We start from the raw sequence: 20,877 nt of genomic DNA, 5'->3' as shown, positions 1-20,877 counted from the left end.
CTTGTTCTGTTTGGAGCTGTTCTGCCGGTGTGCGGTGGAGTACGGATGGCAGTTAGCCAAAGCTCGAATCAGGCGCCTGCTCCGGCGGCCAGCGTGGCGGGTGAGTACAAGGACGTGGCTGATCCGGACAACTTTCTGACCTTTTATGTGCAGGACGGCGCGCTGGTGATGGAGTCAGATCGCGCGGTGCCGGAGAAGCTGAAGGCGTTTTCTGCGACTGAGTTCGGGATGGAGAAGGAGAAGTACCGGTTTCGTTTTGCGGGCAGTGGAGCGGATGCGACACTAGCCGTTTTGGACGAAAAGGGAGAGGCGGCGCAGACCTTTCACCGCGTGGGCGAGCCGGTGAAGCGCGTGTTTCACGATTATCAGCGTACGGAGGCAATGATTCCCGCGCGCGATGGCGTAAAGCTGCATGTGGTGATTCTGAAGCCGGCGGATATTACGACGCCGCTGCCGTTTTTGATTCAGCGGACGCCTTATGGCTGCGATGGGACGAACCGGGCTTCATTTCACGGAGGGCGGCCAGAGCTGGCGCGCGAGGGCTACATCTATGTGTGCGGCGATATTCGCGGGCGTTATAAAAGCGAGGGGCAGTTTGTGATGAGCCGGCCAATGGTGGCCGATCACAAAGATCCGAAGAGTGTGGATGAGAGCACCGATACCTATGACTCCGTGGAGTGGCTGCTGAAAAATGTGGCGGGCAACAACGGGCGCGCGGGATTTGTGGGAACGAGCTATCCGGGATTTCTGGCGATGGCGGCGGGGATTGATCCGCACCCGGCGGTGAAGGCGATTTCTCCGCAGGCTCCGATGATTGACGTCTGGATGGGCGATGACTTCTTCCATAATGGCGCCTTCCGGCAGACTTATGGATACGACTATGCGCTGATGATGGAGTCGAGCAAGGAGAACACGGAAGTCAGCTACGGCAAGGATGCTGCAGGCAAGCCGCGTGACGGATTTGAGTACTTTCTGGAGCGGGGCAGCCTGGAGCAGGATGTGAAACAGTCCGGCAGCCCTGTGCTGCCGACGTGGAAGCTATTTCTGGAGCATCCGGCGTATGACTCGTATTGGAAGAGCCGTGGCGTGGAGTACTGGCTGACGAAGGTGACAGTGCCGACGCTGAGTGTGGGCGGCTACTACGACCAGGAAGATATGTGGGGGCCGCAGGAGGAGTACGCGAGTCTGGAGCCGCATGATGACAAGCATGAGAATTTCCTGGTGCTGGGGCCGTGGCGGCATGGTTCGTGGGCAGCAACGACGCGGCATCTGGGAAATGTGCAGTATGGCGAGCCGATTGGGCAGGAGTTTCGGCGCGAGATTGAGGCGAAGTTCTTTGCGCATTATCTGAAGGATGCGGCGGGTGAAAACAAGGCCGGATTTGATCTCGAAGATACGGCTAGCTTCCAGACGGGATCGAATAAGTGGAAGCGCTATGTGCACTTTCCGCCGGAGGAAGCGCAGCCGACGGCGCTGCATTTGCGAGGAAACGGCAAGCTGAGCTGGGGCGATGCGAAGAGCGCAGAGAAGACGAGCTATACGAGCGATCCGGCGAATCCGGTTCCGTACCGGCACAGGCCGATTCAGCCGACGTATGGCGATGGATCGCAGTGGTACAACTGGATGACCGAAGACCAGCGATTTGTGACGGACCGCAAGGATGTGGCGGTGTGGAAGCTGCCTGTGTTGAAGAAAGACATGGTGGTGACGGGCGAGGTGCTGGCAGAGATTTTTGCTTCGACTACGGGTACGGACGGGGATTTTGTGGTGAAGCTGATCGACCAGTATCCCGATGACGATGCGGATGCGAAGATGCACGGCTACCAGCTGATGACGAATATGGAGATTTATCGCGGACGATATCTGGACGGGTTCGACAAGCCGCGGGCGATCAAGGCTGGCGCGGTGCGGGAGTACAAGTTTTCGCTCCATGACGTGGACCACGTGTTCAAGGCGGGGCACACGGTGGTGGTGGAGGTTCAGAGTACGTGGTTCCCACTGTATGACAGGAATCCGCAGACCTTTGTGACGAACATCATGACGGCGAAGCCGGATGATTATAAGCCGGCGACGATTACGGTGTACTCGGATACGGAGCATGATTCGAATCTGCAGATTCCGCTGATGAATCAGTGCGATGTGATTGATTGCTTCTGAGGCGTTGGTACATATGAGCAATTGAAAAGCCGCGGGTCCCTTGCAAGGACCTGCGGCTTTTTCTGCGAATGCGCGAGTTCGATGAAGTTCCTACCAGACCAGGCTTACCAGACTACGCATTTGTCAGCGTCGGAGCGGACCATAGGAGAGCCGGCCTTGCATTGGAATGCTTCGGCAAACGGCGCGAAATTCGACATGGGCCCGATGACGCGATACTTTGCCACGGGATGTGGGTCGCCCTGCACCATCAGCTTCTCGGTTTCGATGCGTGTTGCGTCTCCGCGGACCTGGCCCCACGAAATGAAGAAGAGCTGATCGGGAGTGAAGCCGTCAATCTTCTCGCTGGACTGGCCCTGCGCGGTTTTCTTGAAGGCAAGATATGCGATCTTGAGGCCGCCGAGGTCACCGATGGATTCGCCGAGAACGAGCTTGCCGTTGATATGGATGTCTTCGGGGCCGTCGATGCGGTATCCGTCAAACTGACGGACGACGCATGCGGTTTTCGCCTGGAACTTTTTCTTGTCCTCGGGTGTCCACCAGTCGGCCAGCCGGCCGTGGGCGTCGAACTGCGCACCCTGATCGTCAAAGCCGTGGGAGATTTCATGGCCGATGATCACACCGATTCCACCGTAGTTGACTGCGTCAGAGGCGCTCACGCTGAAGTTGGGCGGCTGCAGGATTCCGGCGGGAAAGACGATCTCGTTCATCAGGGGGTTGTAGTAGGCGTTGGAGGTGGGCGGAGTCATTCCCCAGCGGGTGCGATCGACGGGTTTGCCAATCTGCGACCAGTCGTCGGCAATGGCGAAACGTGTGCCGGCGGTGTGATCGGCAAAGTAACTGCTGCGGTCGATTTTGACCGATGAGTAATCCTTCCACTTATCGGGATAGCCAACCTTGACCTGGACGGATGAAAGTTTTTCGAGAGCCTTTTGCTTTGTGGCGGGCGTCATCCAGTCGACGCCTTCGATGGTGTCATGCATGGCGGAGAGGATGTTGGTGACGAGCGCCTGGGCGCGGCGCTTGGCTTCTGGCGGGAAGTAGCGTTTGACGTATTCCTGACCGAGTGCTTCGCCCAGCAGCGCATCAGTCTGTTCAGCGCAGCGTGTGCCGCGTGGCTTTAATTCGCCTACGCCGGCGAGATCTTTCTGATAGAAGCCAAAGCTGGCGTCGACAAACGGTTGCGAAAGAGACATCGTGGCGTCGTTGAGCACATGCCAGCGGAGATAGGTCTTCCAGTCTGCCAGGGGAGTGGATGCGAGCTGGTGCTCGAACTCCGCCATGAATGCGGGCTGATCGACATTGATGTCGTTTGCAGCGGCTCCGGTCCCGGCGAAATATGCCTTCCAGTCGAAGTGGGGCGTCATGGCCTGGAGTGCGTCAAGCTTGCCGATGTGGTCAGTGGCGTGCGGATCGCGGAGGGCAACGTTATCGAGTGAGGCCTTGGCGAGCGCTGTCTCAAAGGTCATCACGGTCTGGGCGGCTGCTTTGGCTTGGGCGTCGCTGGCTCCGGCCAGGGTGAAGATTTTTGCGACGTATACGAGGTATTCGGCGCGGGCTTTGACGAAGCGCGTTTCCGGCTTCAGGTAATAGTCGCGGTCGGGCAGGCCGAGGCCAGAGGCGCCGACATCCGCAATCATTTGTGTTGGGTCATGAGGGTTCTGAGCTGAGCCGAAAAAGAAGGGAGCCATGATGGCATTCGCATTCAGATTCTCAAGTTCTTTCTGCAGGCCCGGCAGGTCGTGAATTGCTTCGATGGCGTCCAGATACGGCTTGAGTGGCGTGATGCCGGCGTCATCTATTGCTTTTGTGTTGGTGCAGGCGGCGTAGAAGTCGCCGGTTAACTGCGCGGGACTGCCTTTGGGCTGCGCGGGCCGGGAAGAAATCTCGTCGAGGATATTGCGAAGCTGATCCTTGTTGACCTCGCCGGCCTGCCAGCGGCGGCTCCAGCGGTCCATGTAAGACGGGATGGGGTTCTTCGCGCGCCAGGCTCCGTTGGCGTAATCGTAAAAGTCGTCGCAGGGCTTGACCGAGCGGTCCATATCCGCAACTTCGATGCCTTTCAGCCCGGGCTGCTGCGCGGATGCGCCAAGGGCGATGGCAATGATTGCGGTGAGTGCGGCAGACTTCCGGCGTGATTTCAATGTTTCCTCCGACTGACTGTAATGTTCCATGTCATTTTCGCTGATTTGTGCCGGAAGGCGGGGCGAAATATGTGCGGGGTTGGATTTGCCGATTCTCCGCGGGGTAGGCACGCTACGCAGGTTAGGGGCGAGGCGTCGGCAAGTAGATTCTATCGATGAACCAGCATAATGATAGTTACTCCATAGCAGTTTGACACATAATATGTGTGCACGTATTATGTGTATATGAAGAATGTAACTCTGTCGATAGACGAAGAGCTTCTGGAAAAGGCACGGGAGAAGCTGCGCGCGACGGGTAAGACGGTGAACCAGGAATTCCGCGAGCACATGGCTAGAATTGCGGGCGCAGACATACACCTCGAGGCAGAAATTGCGGCCTTTCGGAAGCGCGCAGGACAGGGCAATTCACTAGGCTGGAAGTGGAACCGGGAAGAACTTTATGAGGAGCGCATGAAGTGGCCACGGCCGTAACGCTCGCGCTCCCAAGAGCTTTTTTTGACGCCAATGTGCTCATTTACGTGGACGACGGCGCTGACTCACGCAAGCAGGCGATTGCGGCAGACCTTGTAGAAGCGCATGTTCGCCAGCAGGCTGCCGTGGTTTCCATTCCAGTGCTGGGGGAGTATTTTACGGCTGCCGTCAGGAAGCTGCGTCTGGATGCCGAGATTGCGCGCAGCCAAATCGAGTTTTATGCACGGCTTCCACTGGTAGAACTCTCTATTACGGATGTTCTTGCCGCTGTTGATATGCATCGCCTGCACGGATTCTCGTATTTTGATTCGCTCCATCTTCGTTGTGCGCAGCGTGCGGGCTGTCGCATATTTTTTAGTGAGGACATGCATCACGGCCAAGTGCTTGATGGGGTGCGTATCGTGAATCCGTTTCTGTAATTTGCCAATCGCGGTAAAATAAAAGCAGGTATGGTTCTCCACCAGCCCATCTCGGCGCTCCTCTAGCGGCTCCCGCCGCCATACTGCTTTTGCGCCTTTTTCCCTTTTCGACAATATTTGATTGAGAGCCGCACGGATGTGCGTGAGAGGAATTGCCATGCTGGATCGTTTGGAACAGATGGAGCAGCGGTACATGGAGCTACAGGCCCAGTTTGCGCTGCCGGAGGTCTTGAACGACCACGAGAAATTTCAAAAGATGGCGAAGTCGATTCGCGAGATGGAAGAGACGGTGGAGAAGTATCGCGAGTTGAAAGCAGCGCGGACGGGGTTGGCTGACGCGAAGCTGATGCTTGAGGAGACGGACGCTGACTTGCGCGCGATGGCGGAAGAAGAGATTGCCGCGCTTGAGCCGAAGGCAGCGGCGCTCGAAGAAGAGATTAAGATTCTGCTGCTGCCGAGAGACCCGAATGACGAGAAGAACGTGATTCTGGAAATTCGCGCGGGCACGGGCGGCGATGAGGCTTCGTTGTTTGCGGCAGAGGTCTTCCGCATGTATACGCGCTTTGCCGAACAGCACCGGTGGAAGGTGGAAGTGATGTCGCTTTCTGAAAGCGGCGTGGGCGGCTACAAGGAAGTGATTGCGATTATTGAAGGCGCCCGCGTCTACTCGCAGCTGAAGTATGAGAGCGGCGTGCATCGCGTGCAGCGCGTGCCGGCCACAGAGACACAGGGGCGCGTGCATACGTCTGCCATCACTGTGGCTGTGCTGCCGGAGGCCGAGGATGTGGACATCAAGATTGAGGCGAAGGATATTCGCATCGATACGTTCTGTTCTTCGGGACCGGGCGGGCAGAGCGTGAATACTACGTACTCCGCGGTGCGCATTACGCATCTTCCGACGAACACGGTGGTGAGCTGCCAGGACGAGAAGTCGCAGATCAAAAACCGCGAGAAGGGAATGCGCGTGCTTCGTTCGCGGCTGTATGAAGTGGAGCAGGACCGGCAGAATGCGGAGCTGGCTGCGGCGCGTAAGTCGCAGGTGGGATCGGGCGACAGAAGCGAGAAGATTCGCACGTATAACTTTCCGCAAAACCGGCTGACGGATCACCGCATTGGGCTGACGCTGCACCAGCTGGACCTGATTATGGAAGGCAGGCTGCAATCGATTGTGGATGCGCTGACTGCGCATTACCAGGCAGAGCAGCTAAAGGCTGAGACAAGCCAGGCGGCGTAACCGTGACAGTTGCAGATACGGTTCAGAAGGCAACGGCGCGGCTTGCGGAGGGTCCGCATAGCGAGCGCGCACGGCTGGATGCCGAGGCTCTGCTGTTGTACCTGCTCGGCGCAAACCGGGCATGGCTGATTGCGAATGGCGACGACGAGATTGGTGAAGAAAGCGCGAGCCGCTATGCGGAATTGGTGGAGAGGCGCTACCGCGGCGAGCCGATCCAGTACATCACTGGCGAGACGGAGTTCTATGGGTTGCCGTTTCGTGTGACTCCGGATGTGCTGATTCCGCGGCCTGAAACGGAACATCTTGTGGAGCAGGCTATTGCGCTGGCGCGCGAGTTAGCGGAGCCGCGCATTGTGGAGGTGGGTGCGGGGTCGGGTGCGATTGCGGTGGCGCTGGCTGTGCATTTGGCGGACGCGCGGATTACGACGATCGATGTATCACCGGGTGCGCTTGCCGTTGCGCGTGAGAATGCAGCACGGAATGCTGTGAGCGAGCAGGTGCGGTTTCTGGCGGGCGATCTGCTGGAGCCAGTGGCTGGCGAAGAGTTTGACCTGGTTGTTTCGAATCCTCCGTATGTGGCGGACAGGGATCGCGAATCGCTAAGCGTGGAGGTGCGCGAGCATGAGCCTGCGCAGGCGCTGTTTGCGGGTGAAGACGGCCTCGGTGTGTATCGGCGGCTGATTCCGGCTGGGTATGCCGCTCTGGCGCCGGGGGGAAGCATGCTGCTCGAGATTGGATATGGGCAGGCCGAGAGCGTGCGTGCGCTGCTGGCTGGCAGCGGCTTTGAGGGGATTTATTTTGTGCCCGATCTGCAGGGAATTGCGCGCGTGGCATGTGGGAGACGGAAATCTGCCGCTCCGGTTGTAAAATAGCCGTTGGCACAACGAACTTTGCGAGGAAAGAACCATGGCAGTCTCAGCAATGGCCGGCATTCCGGCGCTTAAAGATCTTTCGGCGGACGTGAAGCGCCGCATGGACCAGGCGGTTACAGGCTTTCAGTCGAACCTTGCCTCTGTACGCACCGGCCGCGCCAGCGCGCACATGCTGGAGCAGGTGAAGATTGACTACTACGGCACACCGACACCGGTGAGCCAGATGGCGCAGATCTCTACGCCTGAGGCGCAGCTGATCCTGATTCAGCCCTGGGATCCAAGTGTGATCAAGGAGATTGAGAAAGCGCTGCAGACCTCGGATTTTGGGTTCAATCCGCAGAGCGACGGCAAGGTGATCCGCGTGCCGATTCCGCCAATGACTGAAGAGCGTCGGCGCGATGTGGTGAAGCACCTCAATAAGGTTCTCGAAGAGCAGCGCACGGCGGTTCGCAATGTGCGCCGCGACGGCAACGACACTCTCAAGAAGCTGGCCAAGGATAAGAAGATCAGCGCGGACGAGGAGAAGCGCGCTCTCGAAGAGATTCAGAAGCTGACGGATGAAGAGATCCAGCGCATGGAAGAGATGGCCACGCGCAAAGAGGCTGAAGTGATGCAGGTGTGACCGTTGCCGGGAGGCAAATCAATGGCGAGCAAACTGGTCTTTGAGATTATGCAAGAGGCTGACGGCGACTTTACTGCCGAGGCTCTGGGCGAAAGCATCTTTACGCAGGCTGACACGTGGGATGAGTTGAAGGCCAATGTCCGCGAGGCTGTGCAGGCTTTTTACTTTGATTCTGTGCCGCCTGCGTCGATTCGGCTGCGCCAGTAATTTATTGCCACTTTAGCGCCCCGTCAGCTCATGAGGCTTTCATGGAACATAATCTTGATCAGACAATGGCATTGCTGGGACGCACACCCGCTGTGTTCAATACATTGTTGCGTGACCTATCTGCGGAGTGGACCGAGAGCAACGAAGGCGATGGCACCTGGAGCGCGAAGCAAGTGGTTGCTCATCTGATTCACTGCGAGCGCGTGGATTGGCTGGCGAGGGCGAAACGGATTCTTGAATTTGGCGAGAGCAAAGCCTTTGATCCGCTGGACCGCGCGGCACATCTCAAGACAAATTCCGATGCGCCGCTGCCTGAGCTTTTGGATGAGTTTGCGCGGCTGCGTGCTTCGAATCTGGAAGCGCTGCGTGGGATGCGGCTGGGGCCAGAGGAGCTTGGGTTGAAAGGGAAGCATCCGGCTTTGGGCTCGCTTACGCTTGCTGAACTACTGGCCGCGTGGACGGTGCATGACATGACGCATCTGCATCAGGTTTCGCGCATTCTGGCGGTTCAATATCGCGAGGCGTGTGGGCCGTTCTCCGCATATCTCGGCGTGTTGAAGTGCGACGGGCACAGCGGCTAGAGTTTGGCCGGAAGCTGCCAGTGATACCACGAGCTGACGACGCGCAGCAGGAAGCAGGCTGCGCCGCCCACAAGCGCCGAGTATGTATCTTTCATGCCAAGCCTGCGGCAGAGAATCATGATTGCCGATCCGGCCAGGGCTGCGGTTGCGTAGATATCGGTCTGGAGGACGCGGGGTACGTGCCCGAGGAATATGTCGCGGATGGTGCCGCCGCCTACGCCAGTGATGCCACCGAGCATAATCGCTACAAGTGGAGACATTTTGCGCAGCAGCGCTTCTTCTGTTCCGGAGACGGCAAAGAGCGCCAAGCCGGCTGCGTCGAGCATCATCAGGAGCTGAGGCGGAATTTCCTGAACATACGTGTGAAACAGGAAGGCAATGCCTGCGCCAATGAAGGCCACAGCTGGATAGTGCCAGTTACGCAATGCGCTGGGCGGGGTCGCGCCGAGAAGAACGTCGCGGATGATTCCGCCGCCAACGGCAGTGGCGAAGCCAAGAATGAGTATGCCGAGCAGATCGAGGTGATTCGCAACGGCAGTGGTTGCGCCCTCGATGGCAAAGAGCAGCGTGCCCGCCAGGTCGACGAGATAGAGCATTCGCGTTGGCGAGAGCGGGATAGTTTTTCGCATTCTGAAGATAGATAGATTACTACTTCTTAGAGCAAAAAACAGAGAAGATGTGTCCCGTTGAATTTTGTACGAGGCTGCCGCTCCCTGATGGTCGCGTCAATTCAGACGTTGTGGCTTCGGGTTACAGTGTCTCTGGTTTTGCTTTTGGCCGCTTGTAGAACGGAATTGGAACCTGCTTAGCGCGGACTGGGTTGGCGCGGCACTGAACGAATAGATCGCTGCCACTGGCGGCGACTTCCGTTGGGACGAGCGCGAGCGCGATGTTGGTTTTGAGGAAGGGCGCTGGTGAGCCGGATGTGACGACGCCGATCTCTTTGCCTTCGAGGTCGAACACGGAGTAGCCGTCGCGGGCGATGCCGCGGTCAATCATTTCGAGTCCGATGACTTTACGCTTTGGGCCTCCTGCAGACTGCACGGCGAGCAAAGCGTCGCGGCCAATGAAATAGCCCTTGTCGAGCTTGAGCCAGCGGTCGAGGCCGCCTTCGAAGGCGTTGATCTCTTCGCTGATCTCGTGGCCGTAGAGGCTCATGCCGGCTTCAAGCCGCAGCGTGTTGCGCGCGCCCAGGCCGCAGGGACGGATGGCGAACTCGGAGCCGGCATCCATGAGTGCGTCCCACATTTTTACCGTGGTTGCTTCATCAGAGGGGATGTAGACTTCGAAACCATCTTCACCGGAGTAGCCGGTGCGGGCGATGAGCACGTTAGGAATGTTGGCGACGGTGCCCCATGTGAACCAGTAGTTTTTGATGACGGCGAGATCGACTTTTGTGAGCTTCTTGAGCGTCTCTAGCGCGCGTGGCCCTTGCACGGCGAGCTGCGAATAGTGAGGCGAGTAGTCACTGATGTGGACGCCGGGGAAACCACCGACCTGCTTGCGAATCCAGGCGTAATCTTTTTCCGTGGTGCCGGCGTTGACGACGAGAAGATAGTCGTTTTCGCCAAGGCGATGGACGAGGATGTCATCGACGAATGCGCCGGAGGGCGTGAGCAGCGCGGAGTAGTGCGCCTGGCCGTCTTTGAGCTTCGAAGCGTCATTCATGGTGATGTGCTGCACGGCGGCCAGCGCGCCGGGGCCGCGGAACTGAATCTCGCCCATGTGGCTGACGTCAAAGAGACCGACGCCGGTGCGCACGGCCAGGTGCTCAGCGATGAGGCCGCCGCCATTGCCGGGGTATTCGACTGGCATGTCCCAGCCGCCGAAGTCCACCATTTTGGCCTTGAGGGCGCGGTGCGTGGCGTTGAGTGCGGTCTTTTTAAGCGTGGGCGCGGCGGGAGTGGCGGGGGTGGTCATGCAATATCCTCTTTCCCAACGATAGGGAGCTACATGCTGCCGGGTCAATGCGGGTTGCGAGGTAGGATAGAGAGAATTATGAATCAGGAGAAGCAGGGATGAATCTCTTTCGCGGCATTCTTCTTATGGCCGCCGGGGTATTTGTGATCTATCGGGGCTGGGTGGTCCACACGCACATGAATGCCTGGCCGTTTTACATTCTGGGCCTGCTGGCGATTGGGCTGGGCGTTTGGCGGCTGATAAAAAAGCCACCCAAGCCGCTGGTTTAATGGACGCGGAGTAAGCCGGACGATGCCACTGCCACTTCTTTACAACCGCATTCAGGGCCGCAATCTGGAGCGGCTGGCGGCGCTGAGCGACGGCATCTTTGCCGTTGCGATGACGCTGCTGGTGCTGGACCTGCATGTGCCCGTGGCGGCGCAGGTGCACTCAGAGCATGACCTGCTGGCTGCGCTTGCGGGGATGGCCCCGCAGTGGATTACCTACGGCATGAGCTTTCTGACGCTGGGCATCTTCTGGGCGGGCCAGCAGACGCAGCTGAACAATATCAGCGAAGGCAACCGCGACCTGACGTGGATTCACCTGGGGTTTCTGTTTGTCACAACGCTGGTGCCGTTTTCAACGCGGCTGCTGGCGGAGTTCATTACCTACCGGCTGGCGCTGGGCATCTACTGGCTGAATATTCTGGCGCTGGGCGCGATGCTCTACTGGAGCTGGATGTATGCCGCGCGCCAGGGCCTGATCAAGGCCGACGTCCCGAAGGATGTGCAGCTGAGCGTATGCCGGCGCATTTTGATCGCGCAGTCGCTGTATGCTGCGGGAGCGGCGCTCTGCTTTGTGCGCGTGTGGCTGAGCATTGCGGTGATTGTGGTGTTGCAGTTGAATTATGCGATTGCGCCGAGGCTGGGCCGGAAGAAGGAAACTGGCCAAGCCCCTTCGTAACACAACAACTGCGGTTGAAAATGTGTGTCTCTACCGATGCGGCTATGCGCGCCCGATCGATGCGCATAGCCGCTCATGCTTCATCTATTGAGGAGAAACACCATGATCACGCCCAACTCTCTTGCTATGCTCCGCTTCGGTTTTCACGGCGGCGGCGGCTTTGCTTTTCTGCTTCTTGTCATGGTTGGAATCGCGGTGTTTATATGGGCGGTGACACGCTCCGGGCGGAATTCAGCGTAGCCGGTTCAATACACCCTACCGCTTCCGCGCGCGCCAGAAGGAACTGACGCTCAGATAGACAAAGAGAAGTGAGAGTGCGATTGCGGCGAGAAATTTCCAGTGGTCAGGTCCGACGGCGTAGTTCGACCGCATGCGCCAGGCCATCTGACCGAAGATCAGCACAAAGAGCAGAAAGAAAGCGCCGGTCACTTCGAGGAAGACGATTCCGCCAACGCGCGTGAAGGGCTTGAAAAAGCCTGCTGCCCCGCGTCTGAGGCTGCCTGATTTGCGCCCGGATCCTCTTGACGGAGCTGGAGTTGCGGGCGCTCCGGATGGCTGGATCTGAAAGGGTTGGCCCTGGCGCTGGCCGGAGAGGCGTTCGTTTGCCAATCGCCCGGCTACACGCACGCCGACGCCGAGAACCCGGCCGATGGTCTGCGGTCTCATTCCTTTAAAATGGTATCAGCATGGTGCTGGCAATATTCGGGCGGCTGGATTTGCGGAATTCCTCGCTGCCCGCTGTTGCTCTCGGGCCTTGCTGGCAGTAAGGTAGATAAATCCAAGCCGAACTGCACCAGAAACCGGCCGCCGTTCTGGAGGTAACCTTGACATCCCGCCTGCGCGAACTGATTCAGCAACTCGGGGAAGCAATTCACGAGTCGGTCATTGAGAGCGAACAGATCGCCGGCGTTGTGCAGGACATCCGCAAGCATGGCTTTGATGTGTTGCTGATGCTTGAGGCCACAATCGGCCTCAACGAGGTCATCGAAGGCGACTCCGAAGAGACCGATGAAACGGAAGAGGGCACGGCGTTTACAAAGAACGATCGCGACTGGTTGAAGCGGCTGCGCATTGCCGTTGAGGGCGAGGATGAGGGCGATACGATCGAGGGCTAGCAATCTGTTTCTATGACCTTTGTCATGAGCCCGTTGTTGGCTCCGAAGGCCCGATTGGGAGCATAATCAACACATGGCGACTCTGCCCAAAACGTTTGACGAAACGGAAGAGCTCTGGACGGTGCGGGAGTATCTGCACACCGCCTGGAGTCCCGACCGCGAGTTTGTCGATGGGCGCATCGAGGAACGGAACTTGGGCGAGAAAGAGCACTCTCTTATTCAGGGTTATCTGACGGCACTTTTTTGGATGAAGCGGGCCGAATGGGGCGTGGGAATCTTTCCTGAACTTCGGACGCAGACGCAGAAGCGGCGGTTCCGCGTTCCTGATGTGCTTGTCACGTTGGCGGAGGACAAATTCGAGCGCTATGTGACGCAGCCGCCGTTGATTGCTATTGAGATTCTTTCGCCGGAGGACCGGCTTTCAGATTTCCATGCCAAGGCTGCCGAGTACCGCGAATTTGGCGTGCAAAACATCTGGGTGATCGATCCGGAACGGCGGATTGTTTACACAGACAACGGCTCGGCGCTGGAAGAGGTTAAGACCGGGGAGCTGGTTGTTGCAGGTACGCCGATCTGTGTTGTGCTGAGCGAGATGTTTGCCGAGCTGGATCGGGCGTGAAAGCTTGGCATCTTCGCCTTCCTGCATTCATTGTTTTTGCCGCCAGCTTTGCTCTACCCGCAATCACGAGTCCGGAATTTCGGGCAAATCCCGCGATGCCTGGTTGGGTCTGCGCTTATTGGGCTAATCTGGTTGTTCCAGGAAGCCTCATAGAACAGCGCGGAACTGGGTTAGACGTGGATGCGATCCTGACGATTTTGAGTGGCTGTGCCAACCTGTTGGTTGTAGCGTTCCTCTCGCTTTGCATCTGGTCACGCTCCCACAGAATACAGTTGATTCTTGTAGCTGCAACGCTGCCTTGCTTTGTTGCAACTTGGACCCTGTTTGCGCACTTTGAGTTCAGGCCACTCGTCGGGCACTACTTTTGGGTCGCAGGAACGTTGCTTTTTGCGTTGCCTGAGGTTCTGTCAATGCTGAAACGGCTTGAGACAAACACTCAGTAAAATTGTGCCATTCAGCTCTTCAGTACAACTTTGATATGCAGCTCTTTCAGCTGCTGCTCGGTGACGGTTGTGGGCGCTTCGGACATCAGGTCGAGCGCCCTTGCTGTTTTGGGGAAGGCGATGACCTCGCGCAAGCTGGGCGCGCCGGTCAGCAGCATCACAATGCGGTCGAGGCCGAGCGCGATGCCGCCGTGCGGAGGCGTGCCGTACTCAAGCGCATCGAGGAAGAAGCCGAAGCGGGCCTTGGCTTCTTCTTCACTCATGCCGAGCGAGGCGAAAATCTGCTGTTGCACGTCCTTGCGATGAATACGGATGGAGCCTGAGCCAAGCTCAAGGCCATTCATGGCAAGGTCATAGCAGTTGGCGCGGACAGAGGCCGGATCGGTGACGAGGTTCGGCATGTCATGCTCATGCGGCGCGGTGAAGGGATGATGCGCGGGAACCCATTTGCCGCTGGCAAGCTCATACTCGAACATGGGGAAGTCAACGATCCAGATGGGCTGGAAGGCCTTTGAGCCGTCGATGATCTTTCCGCTCTTCGGGTCTGCGTTCTGGACGATCTCTTCGGTGACTTGAAAGGCTTTGTGTCTCTCCGCGTACTTCTTCGCGAGCTCCGACCGGAAGTTGCCTGCGGCTGCGTAGACGTTGATCTCGCGCTCAGAGAGACGGCCTTCAAACTTGGTGTCGCTGGCATTGATGTGATGCGTCGGGTCTCCGGCGACGATGATGACGAAGTCTGCGTCAGACGCACCCGCAAGTTCGCGCACCCTGGCCGCGGACTCGGGAAAACCCTTTGCGAGGCGCTTGAAGTCATCGATGAATTTTGCGCCCTTCTTCAAATCGAAGGAAGGATGATTATCTTCGCGTTCCTTGCGCGAGAGCTCGCCCACATTGGGAATGCGCAGCGCAACGACGGGCAGAGCCGGATCGATCTGAAGCGTGGCAAGCTGCTCATCTGTGAAGGCGGAGCGCACGTCGGTGAGGCCGGGCAGGCGCATGTCCGGCTTGTCGGAGCCGAACTGACGCATTGACTCGTCGTAAGTGATCTTTCGGAACGGCGTGGGCAGATCAACGCCTGCGGCGGCGAAGGCGGCCTTGAGAAAGTGCTCGACGACGGCGAAGACATGCTCCTGCCGCGGGAAGCTCATCTCGAGATCGATCTGCGTGAACTCAAGCTGGCGGTCGGCGCGCAGGTCTTCATCACGGAAGCAGCGCGCGACCTGGAAGTAGCGGTCGAAGCCGGAGATCATGAGGATCTGCTTGAAGATCTGCGGCGACTGCGGCAGCGCATAGAAGCTGCCCGGGTTCACGCGGCTGGGAACGAGAAAATCACGCGCGCCCTCCGGGGTGGACTTGTTGAGGATAGGCGTTTCGATTTCGAGGAAGCCCTCGGCGCTGAGGCTCTCGCGGATGGCGCGGGTGATCTCATGGCGCAGCCAGAAGTTGCGCTGCATCTCGGTGCGGCGCAGGTCTACGTAGCGATACTTGAGTCGAGTTTCCTCGTTGACAATGGCATCGTCAGCGGGCGAAAAAGGCGCGAGGCGCGTGTCATTGAGTATGCGCAGCTCGGTGGCTTCAATTTCGATTTCGCCGGTGACCATCTTGGGGTTGATGGCGTCCGGCGCGCGCAGGCGCACCTTGCCCACGGCGGCGACGACGTATTCGGGACGGACGGCCTCACCCTTCTTGTGGCCTTCTGGAACGAGGTCGTGATCGAGCACCACCTGGCAGATGCCGGTGCGGTCGCGGAGATCGAGGAAGATGAGGTTGCCGTGGTCGCGGCGGCGGTTAACCCAGCCCATGACGACGACGTTTTTGCCTGCATCCGAGGCGCGCAGAGTGCCGCAGAGATGCGTCCGTTCGAGATTGCCTAAAAAGTCGAGCACTGCTTTTTCCTTGTGTTATTCGCTGACGGGCTTGCGAAGATGCGTGGCGAGTTCGGCGCGCGGAACCTTGATTTGTGTGCCGGTTGCGAAGTTCTTGACTGTCAGGATACCGGATTGGAGCTCGTCTTCGCCGAGGATGATGATGCTGCGGGCTACCTTGTCGGCGGCTTCAAAGCTCTTTTTGAGCCGGAACGAGCCGTCGCCCAATTCGACACTGAGGGCCGGTCCCGGATTTGCGCGGCGCAGCTCGCGGGCGAGGGCTAGAGCTGCGGCGTTGAGGGATTCGCCGAGTGGGGCGATGTAGGCGTCCATCTTTTCGGCTTGTGCGGTTTCCTGCGATTGCAGAGTGAGCACGAGGCGGTCTTCGCCCATGGCGAAGCCGATGCCGGGAGCCTTGGGTCCGCCAATGGCTTCACTGAGGCCGTCATAACGGCCGCCGCCGAGCAGCGCGTTCTGTGCGCCGAGGCCGCCGTGGGTGAACTCGAAAGTGGTGCGGGTGTAGTAATCGAGGCCGCGCACGAGGCGGTGATTGCGCGTGTAAGGAACACCGGCAGCATCGAGCGCGGCGATGACCTGCGCGAAGTGCGCCTTGGTTTCTTCGTTCAGGTTGTCGGAAATTTTGGGCAGCGCTTCGATGTACGGCTGATCTTCGGGCACCTTGCAATCGAGCACGCGCAGCGGGTTGGTGACGGCGCGGCGCTGGCAATCGACGCACATCTTCGGCGCTACGTCTACGAGTGCGGCGCGGAGAACTTCGTTATAGCTGGCGCGTTCGGCGCTGGAGCCGACGGAGTTGATGTGGAGCGTCCAGCCGGTAATGCCGAGCTCGTCGAGCAGCGTGGCGAGCATTTCGAGAACTTCGGCGTCGCGCAGGGGCGACTCGCTGCCGGAGGATGGTGGGCCGATGACTTCGGCGCCGATTTGCGAGAACTGGCGGTAGCGGCCTTTCTGCGGGCGCTCGCGGCGGAACTGCGGGCCTATGTAGTAGAGCTTTTGAAGCTGGCCGGTTTCACCGAGCTTGTGCTCGATGTAGGCGCGGACCACGCCGGCGGTGTTTTCGGGGCGCAGAGTGAGGCGCTGGGCGGTCTGAAAAAAATCACCTTTCAGTTCTTTAATGAAGACGTTCGCAAAAAGGAAGGACTTTTCCTCGACAGATTCGGCATTTCGATCTTCGGGCACTACTAGAAATCCATGCTTGAGTGCTGTAAGCCCATCCGGCACGTAGCTATCTACAGCGTTCTTTAGTTCCTCTAATTCAAAATCTTGTGCTGTGGGTCTGAAGTTTACGATCTCGATTGCGCCTATAGTCTCAGCGCCAGGAATTCCTGAAAATATTCCGACCAGGTCAATTCTCTTCTCATTGACCCAGACATTCGTCTTGAAACTTTTGTAATTGCGATTACTCACCCACGCTTTCTGCATAGACTGATGGTTGAATCGCTCGCGGTCTTCCCAGGTGTACATTTCCTTGGAGACGATATCGGTTTCTTCGCCCACGCCGCGGGCAAAGAGCGAAGTATCTTCAAAGACCGGCGTGCGGATCTCGCCGAAGTTGTAGCGGGCGAAGACCCGACGTGCTGTGGCCTCGATGCGGTTCCAGAGTGCGGTCTCGGGCGGCAAAAGATCGCGCGTTCCGCGCACCGCTTTCAGTGTGCTCATACTGTATCCAGTTTAAATGGCTTAGGATGCCGAATTTTCCACCATCGATCTCTAAGTATTGCAAGGACTATTGGAAGACTAGGCGCGCGGTGGCATTTATCTCTTCGGATTTTTGTTTGTAGGATTATGCTTTTATTAGTGCAACTCCACTGGCCAGGCAAGCAGGCTCAAACGCCGTTTTCTCACGTTCCAATCACGTTGGAGCGAATAATTGAGTGTCGAAACCAAGTCCCTAAACGGATTGACTTTGAGAGAACCCATACAGAAAGCCTTCAGCGTCAGATCGTGCCTGGCAAGCCATCTATCGTTGGTAAGTTTTCTGTGCCTTTCAAGGAGACAATTAGGCCAATCTTTGAAAAGGCTACTGGGCTCACTCTATTTTCCCAACAATGAATTTGGTAATTTCTGGCGCTCCGTGCAAGACGAAGAAGAGTTTGCAAAGATTGCAGAATGGATTGTGGCGCAGGGATCGAGAATCTATCTGCGAGACTGCCTGAACCTTTCGATTGCCCTTGACACCAATTTTGATGCAACAAATGGAAAGTACACAGAACTAGGCGCCCTTGAACGTTCAGCCAAGTTAGAAAAGGAATCTGGTGCCATCGCTCGACTTTGCCGTATTTGCATCGATACAATATCCAATCTTCCTTACTACCGAGACACACAACTCGTCACTTCGGTCCCTCCTATGTCTGCCAAGGAGTTCGATCTGCCTTCTCAGATTTCCCAGGCAGTTGCTACAACTTTGGGAATTAAGGATTTAACGGCAAATTTTGAATACAACAGCCCCAAAGCGATACCCCTTAAAGATGCTGCAATTGAGCAAAAATGGAACCTCTTGGAAGCGACGGGGCTCCGCTTAAATGACCAATTACCAGCGAATTCAGATGTCATTCTCATCGACGACAAATATCAATCCGGGACAACAATGCAATTTGTCGCAATGAAACTTCAAGAGGCCGGTGCTAGATACGTATTCGGAATTTCACTAGTCAAAACACTCCGTGACACCGATAATGCATCGTAATCTTGAACACAGGGAGTGACGACATGCCTAAATCGCAGAAATGCCTTCCCTCAGTTCACACGATCAAGCCGGATGAGCCAGAATATCCCGCATCCGTGATTGAAATGTATGCGCCAAAAGGTGCCCCGACTTTATATTGTGCAGGTAACTTATCCCTTATCAATGTGCTAGGGATTGGCATTTGCGGATCGCGGAAGTCCAGCGAGAAGGGAATCGAGACAGTCAAGGACTGTGCCGAACAGATCGCAAAGAGCGCAAAGCCAGTCGTCTCCGGAAATGCTGCTGGAATTGATGTGGCGGCCCATCGTGCTGCATTAGAGGCAGGTGGAAGCACAATTCTGGTGCTGCCTGAGGGTATCCATCATTTCCGCATACGTAAAGAACTCTACGATGTGTGGGATTGGAGCCGAGTTCTAGTAGTTAGCCAGTTCGAGCCGGATGCTCCCTGGAGCGTGTATCGAGCAATGGACCGAAATCGCGTCATTATTGCCTTGAGCAGAGCCATGATTGTTGTCGAGGCAGGTGAATCTGGCGGTACAGTAGCTGCAGGACTTTCGACGCTCAAGGCAGGAAAACCGCTATACGTTGCCGTTTACGAGAACATGCCAGAACGGGCACCAGGCAACGAAAAACTGTTGCAGCTTGGCGGAAAGAAAGTGTTCAAAGGACGGCTTACGGGGAGAGCCAAGATGGCCGAATTATTCGCCGACATCTCGGCCCCCTCAGCGAGATTACAAGCTCCTGAAAACTACGAACTCTCTCCCGCATAAGTGCCTCAAATGAGATTGACGTCCCGTTGATCGCGAGCACAGCAGTTTCTGAAATCCATAGTTTAATCAATGGCGCGCGAGCTTCTTCCTTAAGACTGAAACCAGACTGCCCGCCTGCAATTCTTGCGGCGAAATAACGATCTGCTTTGTCTCCAGAGCCTTCAGTAGCTCCGCTTCAAGTGGACCGCGTGATGAAGTATTCAAAGACGCCATTGTCATGCCCTCATACCTCCACCAGCACCAGAGCTCCGCTTGCGGCGGGGATGTGAATCTGAGCGGATGAGCCGTGCGCTTCGAGTCGTTCGGTGGTGCGCGGGCTCCAGTTAGCTTGCGGATCGACTTCAGAGCCTGCGAGGGTTACGCCTTCTGTGGCGTCAAGCGCTGAGGCCAGCAACCGCCAGGCGCTGGCGGAGCGGATGCTGTGCGGCGACTGGATGGCCAGGTCGAGCGGCTGGGCGGCGTCCTTATTGAAGATGGCGATCTTGATGTTTTTTCCTGTCCTGGCGGCGTAGGCTGTGGCGTTTATGTTGCCGACATCCAGGCTGACGTCGAGCAGCGTGCAGCCGGCGAGCTGGTTTGCCATCATCATGCCGTAGAAGATGGGCATGGCTTTGACCGGCGTGCCTGGTTCCACGCGGATGGGCGTGTAGTAGCCTGCGCGCATGGTTTGCGGCTTTTTGGCCACGTCCATACCGGGAGTGTGATCCCCAAGGCTCGCACTCAGAAAGGCTCCGCTTCCGCCGTGGAAGTTGACGCCGCTGCAGCCGAATGATGCCAGCTCCAGCATGTAATCGCCGGCCCAGAGTGCGCTGGCAAAGGCGTCGCTCATGCCGGGTTTGCCGCCGCGGTAGCAGGAGTTGCCTTCCGTCATGCGATAGACAATCCCGCGTGGGTACGTGACGGCTTGAATGCGCTTCATGTCGTCGGCGATCTTGGGGTTGCCGTGCAGCAGGTGTTCGATGGTAACGCGGGGATCGTTGGGCGGCCCGGAGGCGTAGTAGTGCCCGGTGACCGCAGAGATTTTTCCCGGCAGCTCGGCAGTCATGCGCTCGCCAAAGCGAGTGACCCAGTCAGACGAGCCGGCCACATCCGGCCCGGCAAATTTTGCATTCGGAACCTTCGCCAGAATCGCGCGTGCAAAGCCTGCCCACTCACGCGCGTAGTCGTCAAAGTCCCATCCCGGCGGCCGCGTGCCGTTTGAGGCAGTGCGATAGAGATCGGGCTCATTGCCAATCTGGAAGTATTCGAGATGGCCGAAGAGCTTTGAAGCGACGTATGCGGCTTCTGCGGCGGCGCGCTCCGGCGTGTTGTTGCCGAAATTAATTCCGTAGATGATGCGCCAGCCGGTGGCTTTGAGAAAGGCGGCAAGATTGTCGATGGCGTGCGGCGTGATGCGAAAGAGCCGGTGCGGCATCCAGTTAGCGCTGAGGTCGCCGGGCGGTACGTGAAGCTTTGGTTCAGGTGTCGAGGCGTCTGCCTGGAACCAGCAGAACTCGCTGCTGTTGCCGCCGAGGCGCAGCACGCCGTTTGTGCTGAGAGTGCGGCAATGCGCGATGAGGCCCGAGCTTGCGGCTGAGAAGAACTCGGGCTCGCTGAGCTGCGCGAGCTCAAAGCTGAGGCCTGTGTAGGTGAGCGGAATGCGAGCTTCGACTGATCGCTCGGTAAGACGCAACTCAGAGGATGCTGCGCTGGAAGCGAAACTGTCCGTAGGCCATGCGGCCGCGGTTGCTGCGGCTGCGCCACTTCGGAGGAGGAATGAGCGCCGGTTCATATGCCCACTCAATTTATCACC

General features: G+C 57.7%; 22 protein-coding genes. 15 read left to right on the top strand and 7 right to left on the bottom strand.

Annotated features, from left to right (window positions below; all coding sequences use genetic code 11):
- The first annotated feature begins 45 nt into the window (after positions 1 to 45).
- The gene (locus tag VO84_RS08910; protein ID WP_058187304.1) at positions 46 to 2,157 is read left to right on the top strand and encodes a CocE/NonD family hydrolase; all 2,112 of its coding nucleotides are present in this window, start codon (positions 46 to 48) and stop codon (positions 2,155 to 2,157) included.
- Positions 2,158 to 2,261: 104 nt separating this feature from the next.
- Here the strand turns inward: VO84_RS08910 and VO84_RS08905 are convergent, their stop codons facing one another.
- Entirely contained in the window at positions 2,262 to 4,298 is a 2,037-nt protein-coding gene (locus VO84_RS08905) for a M13 family metallopeptidase (protein ID WP_197413966.1), read from the bottom strand.
- 225 nt (positions 4,299 to 4,523) lie between these two features.
- Between VO84_RS08905 and VO84_RS08900 the strand changes: the two genes are divergently transcribed.
- The 7 genes from VO84_RS08900 (at position 4,524) to VO84_RS08870 (ending at position 8,704) form a co-directional block, all read left to right on the top strand.
- Positions 4,524 to 4,769, top strand: a complete 246-nt coding sequence (locus VO84_RS08900) for a hypothetical protein (RefSeq protein WP_058187302.1) — start codon at positions 4,524 to 4,526, stop codon at positions 4,767 to 4,769.
- Complete coding sequence (locus VO84_RS23310; RefSeq protein ID WP_058187301.1) at positions 4,754 to 5,188, top strand: PIN domain-containing protein; 435 nt, start codon at positions 4,754 to 4,756, stop codon at positions 5,186 to 5,188. Before VO84_RS08900 ends, VO84_RS23310 begins: the two co-directional genes overlap by 16 nt.
- A 157-nt stretch (positions 5,189 to 5,345) precedes the next feature.
- Positions 5,346 to 6,422, top strand: a complete 1,077-nt coding sequence (gene prfA / locus VO84_RS08890) for a peptide chain release factor 1 (protein ID WP_058187300.1) — start codon at positions 5,346 to 5,348, stop codon at positions 6,420 to 6,422.
- A gap of 2 nt (positions 6,423 to 6,424) precedes the next feature.
- Positions 6,425 to 7,294 (top strand): peptide chain release factor N(5)-glutamine methyltransferase, encoded by an 870-nt coding sequence (prmC, locus tag VO84_RS08885; RefSeq protein WP_058187299.1) that lies wholly within the window; start codon positions 6,425 to 6,427, stop codon positions 7,292 to 7,294.
- Between the two features lie 34 nt (positions 7,295 to 7,328).
- On the top strand, positions 7,329 to 7,916 hold the full coding sequence (gene frr / locus VO84_RS08880) for a ribosome recycling factor (RefSeq protein ID WP_058187298.1): 588 nt from the start codon (positions 7,329 to 7,331) through the stop codon (positions 7,914 to 7,916).
- Positions 7,917 to 7,937: 21 nt separating this feature from the next.
- On the top strand, positions 7,938 to 8,123 hold the full coding sequence (locus VO84_RS08875; RefSeq protein WP_058187297.1) for a hypothetical protein: 186 nt from the start codon (positions 7,938 to 7,940) through the stop codon (positions 8,121 to 8,123).
- Between the two features lie 41 nt (positions 8,124 to 8,164).
- Positions 8,165 to 8,704: a DinB family protein gene (locus VO84_RS08870; RefSeq protein ID WP_058187296.1), complete on the top strand. Its 540-nt coding sequence runs from the start codon at positions 8,165 to 8,167 to the stop codon at positions 8,702 to 8,704.
- Here the strand turns inward: VO84_RS08870 and VO84_RS08865 are convergent.
- The gene (locus VO84_RS08865; RefSeq protein WP_197413965.1) at positions 8,701 to 9,333 is read right to left on the bottom strand and encodes a trimeric intracellular cation channel family protein; all 633 of its coding nucleotides are present in this window, start codon (positions 9,331 to 9,333) and stop codon (positions 8,701 to 8,703) included. The two genes, VO84_RS08870 and VO84_RS08865, sit on opposite strands and share 4 nt — an antisense overlap.
- Positions 9,334 to 9,454: 121 nt before the next feature.
- The gene (gcvT, locus tag VO84_RS08860) at positions 9,455 to 10,624 is read right to left on the bottom strand and encodes a glycine cleavage system aminomethyltransferase GcvT (protein ID WP_058187294.1); all 1,170 of its coding nucleotides are present in this window, start codon (positions 10,622 to 10,624) and stop codon (positions 9,455 to 9,457) included.
- A 98-nt stretch (positions 10,625 to 10,722) separates the two neighbouring features.
- On the opposite strand from gcvT, the gene VO84_RS22495 reads away from it, so the two are divergent.
- The 3 genes from VO84_RS22495 to VO84_RS22490 all read left to right on the top strand — a co-directional run bounded on the left by VO84_RS22495 (position 10,723) and on the right by VO84_RS22490 (position 11,806).
- Positions 10,723 to 10,893 (top strand): hypothetical protein, encoded by a 171-nt coding sequence (locus VO84_RS22495; protein WP_157439806.1) that lies wholly within the window; start codon positions 10,723 to 10,725, stop codon positions 10,891 to 10,893.
- 22 nt (positions 10,894 to 10,915) lie between these two features.
- Positions 10,916 to 11,566, top strand: a complete 651-nt coding sequence (locus tag VO84_RS08855; RefSeq protein ID WP_058187293.1) for a TMEM175 family protein — start codon at positions 10,916 to 10,918, stop codon at positions 11,564 to 11,566.
- 102 nt (positions 11,567 to 11,668) lie between these two features.
- Positions 11,669 to 11,806, top strand: a complete 138-nt coding sequence (locus VO84_RS22490; protein WP_157439805.1) for a hypothetical protein — start codon at positions 11,669 to 11,671, stop codon at positions 11,804 to 11,806.
- A 15-nt stretch (positions 11,807 to 11,821) separates the two neighbouring features.
- Here VO84_RS22490 and VO84_RS08850 read toward each other — a convergent pair whose 3' ends face one another.
- A complete protein-coding gene (locus VO84_RS08850) occupies positions 11,822 to 12,232 on the bottom strand; it encodes a hypothetical protein (RefSeq protein ID WP_058187292.1) in 411 nt (136 codons plus the stop codon).
- A gap of 158 nt (positions 12,233 to 12,390) precedes the next feature.
- On the opposite strand from VO84_RS08850, the gene VO84_RS08845 reads away from it, so the two are divergent.
- Together VO84_RS08845 and VO84_RS08840 are read left to right on the top strand one after the other, a co-directional pair.
- Positions 12,391 to 12,681, top strand: a complete 291-nt coding sequence (locus VO84_RS08845; RefSeq protein ID WP_058187291.1) for a hypothetical protein — start codon at positions 12,391 to 12,393, stop codon at positions 12,679 to 12,681.
- Between the two features lie 73 nt (positions 12,682 to 12,754).
- A complete protein-coding gene (locus VO84_RS08840; RefSeq protein ID WP_058187290.1) occupies positions 12,755 to 13,300 on the top strand; it encodes a Uma2 family endonuclease in 546 nt (181 codons plus the stop codon).
- Positions 13,301 to 13,754: 454 nt separating this feature from the next.
- Here the strand turns inward: VO84_RS08840 and aspS are convergent, their stop codons facing one another.
- Positions 13,755 to 15,629, bottom strand: a complete 1,875-nt coding sequence (gene aspS, locus VO84_RS08830) for an aspartate--tRNA ligase (RefSeq protein ID WP_058187288.1) — start codon at positions 15,627 to 15,629, stop codon at positions 13,755 to 13,757.
- 15 nt (positions 15,630 to 15,644) lie between these two features.
- The gene (gene hisS, locus VO84_RS08825) at positions 15,645 to 17,288 is read right to left on the bottom strand and encodes a histidine--tRNA ligase (RefSeq protein ID WP_231737848.1); all 1,644 of its coding nucleotides are present in this window, start codon (positions 17,286 to 17,288) and stop codon (positions 15,645 to 15,647) included.
- A gap of 211 nt (positions 17,289 to 17,499) precedes the next feature.
- On the opposite strand from hisS, the gene VO84_RS08820 reads away from it, so the two are divergent.
- Entirely contained in the window at positions 17,500 to 18,315 is an 816-nt protein-coding gene (locus VO84_RS08820) for a hypothetical protein (RefSeq protein ID WP_197413964.1), read from the top strand.
- Positions 18,316 to 18,338: 23 nt separating this feature from the next.
- Complete coding sequence (locus tag VO84_RS08815; RefSeq protein ID WP_058187286.1) at positions 18,339 to 19,085, top strand: DNA-processing protein DprA; 747 nt, start codon at positions 18,339 to 18,341, stop codon at positions 19,083 to 19,085.
- Positions 19,086 to 19,308: 223 nt separating this feature from the next.
- On the opposite strand, the gene VO84_RS08810 is transcribed toward VO84_RS08815, so the two are convergent.
- Entirely contained in the window at positions 19,309 to 20,856 is a 1,548-nt protein-coding gene (locus VO84_RS08810; protein ID WP_058187285.1) for a hypothetical protein, read from the bottom strand.
- Positions 20,857 to 20,877: the final 21 nt, after the last annotated feature.

Origin of the sequence: Occallatibacter gabretensis (genome assembly GCF_001449115.1) — a bacterium.
GTDB lineage: Bacteria > Acidobacteriota > Terriglobia > Terriglobales > Acidobacteriaceae > Telmatobacter > Telmatobacter gabretensis.
The sequence above is the reverse complement of the archived record's forward strand: the minus strand, read 5'-3'. Positions and strand labels throughout refer to the sequence as shown.

Excerpts from the sequence above, each read along its gene's own strand:
- VO84_RS08910 (WP_058187304.1), top strand. The coding sequence starts at position 46 with ATGGCAGTTAGCCAAAGCTCGAATCAGGCGCCTGCTCCGGCGGCCAGC.
- VO84_RS08900 (WP_058187302.1), top strand. The coding sequence starts at position 4,524 with ATGAAGAATGTAACTCTGTCGATAGACGAAGAGCTTCTGGAAAAGGCA.
- prfA (WP_058187300.1), top strand. The coding sequence starts at position 5,346 with ATGCTGGATCGTTTGGAACAGATGGAGCAGCGGTACATGGAGCTACAG.
- frr (WP_058187298.1), top strand. The coding sequence starts at position 7,329 with ATGGCAGTCTCAGCAATGGCCGGCATTCCGGCGCTTAAAGATCTTTCG.
- VO84_RS08875 (WP_058187297.1), top strand. The coding sequence starts at position 7,938 with ATGGCGAGCAAACTGGTCTTTGAGATTATGCAAGAGGCTGACGGCGAC.
- VO84_RS08870 (WP_058187296.1), top strand. The coding sequence starts at position 8,165 with ATGGAACATAATCTTGATCAGACAATGGCATTGCTGGGACGCACACCC.
- VO84_RS08865 (WP_197413965.1), bottom strand. The coding sequence starts at position 9,333 with ATGCGAAAAACTATCCCGCTCTCGCCAACGCGAATGCTCTATCTCGTC.
- gcvT (WP_058187294.1), bottom strand. The coding sequence starts at position 10,624 with ATGACCACCCCCGCCACTCCCGCCGCGCCCACGCTTAAAAAGACCGCA.
- VO84_RS22495 (WP_157439806.1), top strand. The coding sequence starts at position 10,723 with ATGAATCTCTTTCGCGGCATTCTTCTTATGGCCGCCGGGGTATTTGTG.
- VO84_RS08855 (WP_058187293.1), top strand. The coding sequence starts at position 10,916 with ATGCCACTGCCACTTCTTTACAACCGCATTCAGGGCCGCAATCTGGAG.
- VO84_RS22490 (WP_157439805.1), top strand. The coding sequence starts at position 11,669 with ATGATCACGCCCAACTCTCTTGCTATGCTCCGCTTCGGTTTTCACGGC.
- VO84_RS08850 (WP_058187292.1), bottom strand. The coding sequence starts at position 12,232 with ATGAGACCGCAGACCATCGGCCGGGTTCTCGGCGTCGGCGTGCGTGTA.
- VO84_RS08840 (WP_058187290.1), top strand. The coding sequence starts at position 12,755 with ATGGCGACTCTGCCCAAAACGTTTGACGAAACGGAAGAGCTCTGGACG.
- hisS (WP_231737848.1), bottom strand. The coding sequence starts at position 17,288 with ATGAGCACACTGAAAGCGGTGCGCGGAACGCGCGATCTTTTGCCGCCC.
- VO84_RS08815 (WP_058187286.1), top strand. The coding sequence starts at position 18,339 with ATGCCTAAATCGCAGAAATGCCTTCCCTCAGTTCACACGATCAAGCCG.
- VO84_RS08810 (WP_058187285.1), bottom strand. The coding sequence starts at position 20,856 with ATGAACCGGCGCTCATTCCTCCTCCGAAGTGGCGCAGCCGCAGCAACC.